We start from the raw sequence: 9,370 nt of genomic DNA on the forward strand, positions 1-9,370 counted from the left end.
ATACGAGAATGATATGACCGACAGGCCGTCCTATTACGTTACGACGCCAATCTATTATGTGAACGATGTTCCACATATTGGCCATGCCTATACGACCCTCGCTTGCGACCTGCTGGCGCGGTTCAAGCGCTTGGACGGCTATGATGTCATGTTCCTCACGGGCACAGATGAACACGGCCAGAAGATTGAACGGTCTGCAGAAAAGGCAGGCATTGACCCGCAGACTTTCTGCGACAATGTCTCTGACCGGTTCAAGGAACTGGCCAAGGCGATGAATTTCTCGAATGACCAATTTATCCGTACCACCGAAGACCGCCACAAAAAGGCGGTTCAGCATCTCTGGACCGTACTTGAGGAAAAGGGCTTCATCTATGAAGACAGCTATTCTGGCTGGTACTCGGTTCGCGATGAGGCGTTTTACGCTGAAAAAGAGCTGACCATCGGGGAGGGCGGTGAGAAACTGGCCCCGACCGGTGCGCCGGTTGAGTGGGTCGAGGAGCCCAGCTATTTCTTCAAGCTATCTGCTTTTGAGGACAAGCTCCTGGAGCTTTACGACACCCAAGAAGACTTCGTCATGCCCAAGTCGCGCCTCAATGAGGTGCGCAGCTTCGTCAAAGGCGGGCTTGAAGACCTGTCGATCTCGCGCTCCAGCTTCAAATGGGGCGTGCCTGTGCCAGGCCACGATGGGCATGTAATGTATGTCTGGATCGACGCGCTGGCCAACTATCTGACAGCCGTTGGCTACCCGGACGAGGGCGCTGAGGCTTACAAGACATACTGGCCCGCCAATGTTCATATGGTGGGCAAGGATATCCTGCGGTTTCATGCCGTTTACTGGCCGGCCTTCCTGATGGCGGCAGACCTGCCGCTGCCAAAACGCGTGTTCGCCCACGGCTGGTGGACCAACGAAGGTCAGAAGATTTCCAAGTCGCTTGGTAACGTGATCGATCCGTTCGAGCTGATCGACACCTACGGACTCGACCCTGTGCGCTTCTTCCTGATGCGCGAAGTGCCATTCGGCAACGACGGCGATTTCTCGCGCAAGTCCTTCGTTTTGCGCTGCAACTCAGAACTTGCGAACGGTATTGGCAACCTGAGCCAGCGCACGCTGTCCATGATCCATAAAAATTGCGATGCGGTTATCCCTGAACCTGGAAACTTTACGAATGATGACAGCAAGTTGCTGGATGATATTGCAGCAACACTTGATGTGGTTCGCGGCCATATGGACAAGCAAGCATTCAATTATGCGCTTGAAGCCATCTTTGCGCAGGCTAGCGCAGCTGACAGCTATATCTCCGTGCAAGAGCCCTGGAAGCTCAAGAAAACCGACCCTGAGCGCATGAACACGGTTCTCTATGTACTCGCAGATGCCATTCGCCAGATCGCCATTATGGCCCAATGCATCATGCCTGAAAGCATGGATAAGCTCCTTAGCCAGATGAATGTGTCTGAACGTGGTTTCGACCAGATTGGTAGTGAGCACCGGATCGCGCCGGGTACCGCTATTCCCAAGCCAGAGGGCGTATTCCCACGCTTTGAGCTACCAGAGGAGGACGCTGCCTGATGGCTGAATTCGGGTATATCGTCGATAGCCACTGCCACCTGAACTACAAACAGCTTCGTGAGGACGAGGCCGGTGCAGTTGCGCGCGCTCGCGCCGCGGGCGTTGGCTGCATGCTGGCAATCAACACGAAACTACGTGAATTCAATGAAATTCGCGCCATCGCCGAGACCTATCACGATGTATACGGCACGGTTGGCATCCATCCACACGAGGCCGAAAATGAACCAGATGTCGCGGTTGCGGCACTTGTTGAACGGGCTCAACATCCGAAAATCGTGGGTATTGGCGAAACCGGACTTGATTACTACTACGATAATGCCCCGCGCGACATGCAGCAGGTAAATTTCCGCGCCCATATCGCTGCCGCCCGCGAAACCGGGCTGCCAGTGATTATCCACACGCGGGACGCTGACGAAGACTGTGTAGCAATCCTTCGGGAAGAAATGGCTAAAGGGCCGTTCAAGGGCGTTATCCATTGCTTTACCGCCAGCCAGATGCTCGCGGATGCGGTTCTTGAGATGGGCCTCTATATTTCCATTTCCGGCATCGCCACCTTCAATAGCGCCAAGGACCTGCAGGCTACCGTCAAAACCATCCCGCTGGACCGCTTGCTGGTTGAAACGGACGCGCCGTTCCTGGCGCCCGTGCCGCACCGCGGCAAGCCGTGCGAGCCGGCCTATGTGATGGACACGGCGCGATTTGTTGCCGACCTCAAGGGCATTTCCTTTGAAGAGCTCCAGGAAGCGACAACCGCGAATTTCTTTGCCCTGTTCGACAAAGCCACGCCGCCAGAAGCGGCCAAAGACGCGGCATGAAGCTGACCATTCTTGGCTGCGGCACGTCGGGCGGCGTCCCGAAGATGCCGGAATATTGGGGCGCGTGCGACCCGAAGAACCCGAAGAACCGCCGTCGCCGTGCCAGCGTGCTGGTGGAAGAGGGCGATACAAGCATCCTGATCGACACAACGCCGGACCTTCGGGAACAGGCGCTGTCAGCAGGCATGAAGCATGTCAGCGGGGTGTTCTATACCCACGACCATGCCGATCATACCCACGGTATAGACGACCTGCGCGGCTTTTTTCAGGCGACGCGCGAGAAAGTGCCGGTTTACGGCGACCAGCAAACCATCGACACGCTCAAGCAAAGGTTTGACTATATCTTCAAAAGCCAGAACGGCTATCCGGCGATCTGCACGGCAAAAATCATCTCAGGCCCCACTCGGGTGGGCGGGATCACGATGACGCCGTTCGAACAGGGGCACGGCAGCGGTATAAGCCTTGGCTACCGGTTTGGCGACATGGCCTATTCCACAGACCTGGACCGGATGCCCGAATCCGCCTTTGAGGCGCTTGAGGGCGTGAAAATATGGGTGGTGGACGCACTCAGGTACGATCCGCACCCCACGCACAGCCACCTGGCGCAAACATTGGAATGGATCGACCGGGTGAAGCCGGAGCTCGCTATCCTCACCCACATGACATGGGACATGGACTATGAGACCCTGACGGCGGAGCTGCCGGAGGGCGTTGCTCCCGCCTTTGACGGAATGGTGATCGAACACTCTTAAAGAACACTTGGCGAGCGTGACGGCTTTCCGTATCCTTGAAGCGTAGCGGAGCCAGACAGCATGACCCATAATCCCTGGCAGGTGCCAGACCACAATAACGACAGAAAGCAAGTCCCGGGGCGGCCGAAAGGACATCCGTCGCCTGTTTTGCGCCTTATCGTATTTCTGGCAGGCATGGGGCTGTTGCTGTTTGGTCTGTCGCTCGCGTTCCCGACCACCAGCATGGTCGACCCTTACCTCGTGCGAGGGCTTATCATCATTCTTATTTTTGGCGGTGCTGCGGCCTTCTGGAGCCGTTCAAGCATCCTGCGCCTCGCCAAAATGGCTGGTCTATGGGCGCTGATCATCGCAGGCATCGCCACCTTCTACCTGTACCGGTCCGATCTTGGAAACCGCTTCATGAGCGCTATTGACCCGTCAGGGGTCGTCAGCACGGAAGAGGGGCTTATGGTACACCGCTCCCGCGACGGGCATTTCTGGATGAAGGCCCGGCTCAACGGCGTGGATGTCCGCTTCATGGTGGACACCGGTGCCAGTAATGTGGTCCTAAGCCCGGATGATGCCCGCCGCATCGGTATTAACACCGGCATCCTGGATTATAGCGGCCGCGCCACCACGGCAAACGGCGTTGTTTCTTATGCCCGCGCCACCATCAGCACGCTGGGGCTTGGGGAGGAGACCTTCTATGATGTGCCTGTTACCATCAACGGGGCAGACATGGACGGTTCGCTTCTCGGCATGACCGTGCTGAAGGAGTTTTCAAGCATCGAATTCCGCGGCGACATGATGATTCTCAGGCCCTGATATCCGCAGAACGGGGTAACATTTCTGCAAGCCTGCCATACGGCGGTTGAAACATGAGGCCCATGGCCCATATGCTCTCCTCTCGCTTAACGCCTCACGCCTTTGCCCAAGCTGCAAGATATTGGAACACACCTATATGACCAACCGTCCCGTGCCTGAGAAACAGAAGTCTGAAAATCATTGGTCGACAGTGAAAAGCATCCTGCCGTACCTGTGGGCTGACGGCCGCTGGGACCTCAGATTTCGCGTGATTCTGGCCTTATCCTTCCTTGTGTTTGCAAAACTCATCGGCGTTTACGTGCCGTTCCTGTTCAAGGATGCAGTTGACGCCATCGCAGGCGGCGGCAAGGTAACAGCTGAGACTCTAGCTGTTGCCGTACCGACGGGGCTTATCCTTGGCTATGGGCTTGCGCGGGTGCTGGCGCTTATGTTTGGCGAGCTTCGGGACGCAGTGTTCGTCCGCGTTGGCCAGCATGCGCTGAGACGTGTCGCCCTCAACACCTTCCGACATCTGCATGCCCTCAGCCTCAAGTTCCACCTGGAACGACGCACAGGCGGCCTTAGCCGCGTAATCGAACGCGGCACACGCGGGATTGATTTCCTCCTTAGGTTCATGCTGTTCAATATCCTGCCAACACTCCTTGAAATCCTTCTGATTTCAGCCGTTTTCTGGACCAAGTTCGGCTTCTGGTATGCTGCCATCACATTCGTTGCGCTCGTCAGCTACATCCTGTTTACTATCTATGTCACCGACTGGCGGCTGAAGTTTCGGCGCGAAATGAACGCGCAGGATACAAAAGCCAACACCAAAGCCGTCGACAGCTTGCTGAACTTTGAGACGGTGAAATATTTCACCAACGAGGAACATGAAAGCAGCCGCTATGACCAGGCTCTGGCTGGGTTCGAAGCCGCATCGGTACGCAGCCAGCTGTCGCTGACGCTACTGAACGTCGGGCAGGGCATCATCATCTCCCTTGGGCTGGTGATCGTGCTTTATATGGCCGCGCAGGGCGTTGTGAACGGTCAGTTCACCATTGGTGAATTTGTGCTCGTCAACTCCCTCCTGATCCAGATCTATATGCCGCTCAATTTCCTTGGATTTGTCTATCGCGAGATCAAGCAGTCGCTGGTGGATATGGAAAAGATGTTCGATATCATTCGCATGAGTTCTGACATTAAAGATTCTCCTGATGCATTTGATTTAAAAGCAGAAAACTCTGACGTTGAATTCAAAGATGTGCGCTTCGGCTATACCGATACGCGGGAAATACTCAAAGGGCTCTCGTTCACGGTGCCAAGCGGCACGACAACCGCGATTGTGGGCGCCAGCGGCGCAGGAAAATCAACGATTTCACGGCTTTTGTTCCGTTTTTACGATGTCACAGACGGCCAGATACTTGTGGGCGGCCAGGATATCAGGGGTGTTACGCAAAAGAGCCTCAGGGCCCAGATTGGCGTAGTACCGCAGGACACGGTGCTGTTCAACGACACCATCGGTTATAATATCCGCTACGGCAGGCCTGACGCTACCGAGGACGAGGTTTATGAGGCCGCAAAACTCGCGCAAATCCATGATTTCGTTAGCAATTTGCCTGAAGCCTACGAAACAGAGGTCGGCGAACGCGGGCTGAAGCTGTCAGGCGGCGAAAAGCAGCGCGTGGCCATAGCGCGCACGATCCTTAAAAACCCGTCGATCTTGCTGTTGGATGAAGCGACATCAGCACTGGATAGCCACACAGAGCGCGATATCCAGGCCGCGCTAGAGGAAATCGCCGAAGGCCGCACGTCACTGATTATCGCGCACAGGCTGTCGACCGTGGTTAATGCGGATGAAATACTGGTGATGGATGCCGGACAGATCGTTGAACGCGGCCGACACGACGACTTGCTGGCCAAGGACGGACTTTATGCACAGATGTGGGCGAAACAGCAGGAAGTCAGCGAAGCCTTCGAAAAACTCGAAGCTGCCGGCGAAGACGTCGCGGTTCCGGCGGAATAGCCGCTCGCATCGTGCCAAGCGCGATAGAGACGTGCTGACACGTGCTAAACGGTTTGTTTCGGCATAACCATCTGATCTATCTAATCTAAATATTTCCCATAATATAAATTATGCGCGTCAAGCTGAATATTTCGGCTAAGCGTGATCTGTGAGAATTCGAATACGACGAGAATATTGCAAATCTCCTGATTTTTTTCCGCATTCGATGGACCCGTATCCTAATACTCTGCAACTAAGGTCTCAGTCTCAATCACTAACCCACTGTTATTAATACGCTTTGAGTGTATCTCTTATTTTGAGAACTATTGGGTCTACCAAGGAAAACAATACTCTTAATTTTTCCATTTGGTTTCCCTAGTTTTGTTTGCAGGATATTTTGTCCTTATCTGTAGCCCCAACCGAAAACAAAATGGCCAGCAGCCTGTAAGGCTCTAACATTCAGCTGCAAAAACTAGGGATTTAAAACGATGCTGTTGAAAGATTAGCTGTTCAAAGACGTAAATAATTACGGGTTTCCGGTTGATAGTTTTTCTTCGAAACAAATGTACTTCTACTTGCAGATAGTTGGGCGGTAGAATTAGGATCGTCGAATCGAAGTACGTTTATTTAGGGGCCGAGTTATCAATGGATATTGAAGAGGCTATAGAACTTCTTGAGTCAAGTGAAGACCATCTTGTCATTGAGAGACTTCAGGTGCCAGTCCCGCTAGATGGACCCCTACCCGACCAATTGCTCAAACGTGGCATTTATCTAGATATCGAGACCACCGGCTTATCCCTTGAAAAGGATGAGATAATTGAACTGGCACTTGTTCCCTTTGTGTTTGATGAGAACGCCAATATTATTGGAATACATCCTCCGTTGAATATGCTGCAAGAACCCGCAGTAGGAACCATCTCCGAAGAAATCACCTCATTAACTGGAATAAGATTCGACGATGTCCGAGGCCAAGTAATCGACTGGCAACAGGTACGGGACCTTATCGCTGACGCTGTCATAATTATTGCTCATAACTCGGGCTTTGATCGACCGTTTCTCGAAAAAGTCGAACCAATGTTCGAACTAAAGGCTTGGGGGTGCTCGTACGCGGATATTGATTGGCGTAGTCATGGATTTGAGAGTGCCAAACTGGAGTATTTGGGACTAAAGAGTGGCTTTTTCTACGACGGACATCGGGCCACAATGGACTGTTTTGCTGGGCTTAGGCTGCTCTCAGACAAGCTTGGGGATACAGGCTCGACCGGTTTGAGCTATTTGCTTGAGTTTGCTCGTCAATCGACCTGTCGAATTTGGGCCGAAAATGCACCCTTTGAGTTTAAAGATGAGCTTAGAAAACGCGGATACCGTTGGAATGACGGCAGCGATGCTCGTCCACGGGCATGGTATGTGGATGTGCGGGAGTCTGACGTTGAGGCAGAACTCGAATGGCTTCGCAATGACATTTATCAGGATGCAGATGCTGCGCCTATTCTAACCCGCTTTAATGCATTTTCGCGATATTCAAATCGTGTCTGAGAAAGCAACACTAATAATAGAGGATTGATCGCCATGCACATTGAATCGCTGGCAATAAAGAATTTCCGCTGTTTTGGGAACGCCCCGGTTTATATCCCCTTTAACAACGGTGTGACAGGTTTTGTAGGTGATAACGGTGCGGGTAAATCAGCTGTGCTGGATGCGATTAAGCGCCTCTTTTCACCGGTGGCATCAGAGCGTATTTTTCGCAGGACAGACGTCCACTTTGGTCCTTGGGAAGATAGCCAAAACGTAGAGGAGCGAGAACTAACCATTGATGTAGTTTTTGCCTTCGACGATCCGGACAAATTACCTCATGTGTTTAATGACATGTTTTTTGACGCAGGCACAGGTGCCCTCAAGGTAAGAGTTGTCTGCGAATGCCACTATAAGAAGGCAGTGTTCCCCGTCAGGGCTTATGGGGCCAAAGAAGGCAATTGCATAAGAGAGGATTTTGATTTCATTTGAAGTGACGTAAGGAACGAAGAATGAAAGCTAAATCCTCTAGTTCAAAAAGTGGCAAGTCAGCCGCAGATCAAACAGTTAAGAACATCCGCCGCGCGACGCGGAAGATTTATTCGGCCGAGGAGAAGATCCGGATTGTCCTTGAGGGGCTGAGCCGCGAGACATCGGTTGCCGAACTGTGTCGCCGGGAAGGCATCGCGCAGAGCATGTATTACAAATGGTCGAAGGAATTTTTGGAGGCCGGCAAGCAGCGCCTGGCAGGCGATACAGTGCGTGCAGCCACCAGTGACGAGGTAAACGACCTAAGGCGGGAAGCCAGGGACCTGAAGGAAGTGGTGGCGGAGCAAACCCTGGAGATACGGCTACTTAAAAAAAGCGTGGTCGGGGATGGGGGGTACGAAGAATGAGATACTCTGCATCTGAGAAGCTTGAGATCATCCGCACTGTCGAACAGTCACATCTGTCGGCACGTCAGACACTGGACAGGATAGGCATTCCACGCACGACTTTCTACCGCTGGTATGACCGGTATCTGGCCAGTGGCTTTGATGGTCTCAATGACCGGCAGCCGCACCCTGGCGAAGCCTGGAACCGCATCCCGGATCATATCCGTAAACAGGTGCATGATATGGCACTGGACGAGCCAGAACTGAGCCCGAGGGAACTGGCCGTAAAGTTCACGGACAGCAAGGGCTACTTTGTGTCGGAAGCCAGCGTTTACCGCATGCTGAAAGCCGCAAACATGATCACCAGCCCGGCCTATGTGGTGATCAAGGCTGCGGACGAGTTCAAAGACAAGCCGGCGCGCATTAACGAGCAATGGCAGACCGACTTTACCTACTTCAAGATCAAAGGCTGGGGCTGGTATTATCTATCCACGATCCTGGATGATTACAGCCGTTATGTGATCAGTTGGAAGCTTTGCAGCACCATGAAAGCCAAGGATGTGACAGACACAATTGATCAGGCGCTGAATGCTTCTGGCTGTCATGACAAAGCTGCCATGCCCCGCCTGTTATCAGATAATGGTTCGTCCTATGTGGCAGAGGAACTGGCGGACTTCCTGAAGGCCAAGGGCATGGGGCATGTTCGCGGCAGGCCATATCACCCGCAAACACAGGGCAAGATTGAACGCTGGCACCAAACACTGAAGAACCGCATTCTCCTGGATAACTATTATCTACCCGGTCATCTGGAACATGAGATCGGCCAGTTTATCCACTACTATAATCACGAGCGATATCATGAAAGCCTGAACAATCTGACGCCTGCAGATGTCTACTTCGGGCGGGGCCCAACCATTCTGGACAGAAGGAGAAAAATCAAACAACAAACCTTAAGACAACGAGCCTTGCGACATCACGCAAAGGCTGCTTAACTTAAAACAAGATATGAGATCAAAACCTCTCTTATTTTAAGCGCCTACTGGTAACAATTTATCTGACGACGGACA

Annotated in this window: 8 protein-coding genes; all 8 read left to right on the top strand. The window is 53.0% G+C overall.

What is annotated here, in order from left to right; all coding sequences use genetic code 11:
• Window positions 1-13 precede the first annotated feature (13 nt).
• A complete protein-coding gene (gene metG, locus KORM41_RS06080) occupies window positions 14-1,567 on the top strand; it encodes a methionine--tRNA ligase (RefSeq protein WP_068146074.1) in 1,554 nt (517 codons plus the stop codon).
• The gene (locus tag KORM41_RS06085) at window positions 1,567-2,382 is read left to right on the top strand and encodes a TatD family hydrolase (protein ID WP_068146077.1); all 816 of its coding nucleotides are present in this window, start codon (window positions 1,567-1,569) and stop codon (window positions 2,380-2,382) included. Before metG ends, KORM41_RS06085 begins: the two co-directional genes overlap by 1 nt.
• Window positions 2,379-3,134, top strand: a complete 756-nt coding sequence (locus KORM41_RS06090; RefSeq protein WP_068146080.1) for an MBL fold metallo-hydrolase — start codon at window positions 2,379-2,381, stop codon at window positions 3,132-3,134. The genes KORM41_RS06085 and KORM41_RS06090 overlap by 4 nt, the downstream gene beginning before the upstream one ends.
• A 60-nt stretch (window positions 3,135-3,194) precedes the next feature.
• Window positions 3,195-3,938: a retropepsin-like aspartic protease family protein gene (locus KORM41_RS06095; RefSeq protein WP_082719789.1), complete on the top strand. Its 744-nt coding sequence runs from the start codon at window positions 3,195-3,197 to the stop codon at window positions 3,936-3,938.
• Window positions 3,939-4,074: 136 nt separating this feature from the next.
• Window positions 4,075-5,937 (top strand): ABCB family ABC transporter ATP-binding protein/permease, encoded by a 1,863-nt coding sequence (locus KORM41_RS06100; protein ID WP_068146087.1) that lies wholly within the window; start codon window positions 4,075-4,077, stop codon window positions 5,935-5,937.
• A gap of 624 nt (window positions 5,938-6,561) precedes the next feature.
• Window positions 6,562-7,452, top strand: a complete 891-nt coding sequence (locus tag KORM41_RS06105; RefSeq protein WP_068146091.1) for a 3'-5' exonuclease — start codon at window positions 6,562-6,564, stop codon at window positions 7,450-7,452.
• A 33-nt stretch (window positions 7,453-7,485) separates the two neighbouring features.
• Window positions 7,486-7,920, top strand: a complete 435-nt coding sequence (locus KORM41_RS06110) for an ATP-dependent nuclease (protein WP_068146094.1) — start codon at window positions 7,486-7,488, stop codon at window positions 7,918-7,920.
• Window positions 7,921-7,940: 20 nt separating this feature from the next.
• A protein-coding gene (locus KORM41_RS06120; protein ID WP_156431865.1) for an IS3 family transposase occupies window positions 7,941-9,295 on the top strand; the annotation gives its coding sequence in 2 pieces (ribosomal slippage) (window positions 7,941-8,285 and window positions 8,288-9,295; 1,353 coding nt in all).
• The last annotated feature ends 75 nt before the right edge of the window (window positions 9,296-9,370 follow it).

This window comes from Kordiimonas lipolytica (assembly GCF_001550065.1).

Coding starts and splice junctions, on each gene's coding strand:
- metG (WP_068146074.1), top strand. CDS start 14: ATGACCGACAGGCCGTCCTATTACGTTACGACGCCAATCTATTATGTG.
- KORM41_RS06085 (WP_068146077.1), top strand. CDS start 1,567: ATGGCTGAATTCGGGTATATCGTCGATAGCCACTGCCACCTGAACTAC.
- KORM41_RS06105 (WP_068146091.1), top strand. CDS start 6,562: ATGGATATTGAAGAGGCTATAGAACTTCTTGAGTCAAGTGAAGACCAT.
- KORM41_RS06100 (WP_068146087.1), top strand. CDS start 4,075: ATGACCAACCGTCCCGTGCCTGAGAAACAGAAGTCTGAAAATCATTGG.
- KORM41_RS06090 (WP_068146080.1), top strand. CDS start 2,379: ATGAAGCTGACCATTCTTGGCTGCGGCACGTCGGGCGGCGTCCCGAAG.
- KORM41_RS06110 (WP_068146094.1), top strand. CDS start 7,486: ATGCACATTGAATCGCTGGCAATAAAGAATTTCCGCTGTTTTGGGAAC.
- KORM41_RS06095 (WP_082719789.1), top strand. CDS start 3,195: ATGACCCATAATCCCTGGCAGGTGCCAGACCACAATAACGACAGAAAG.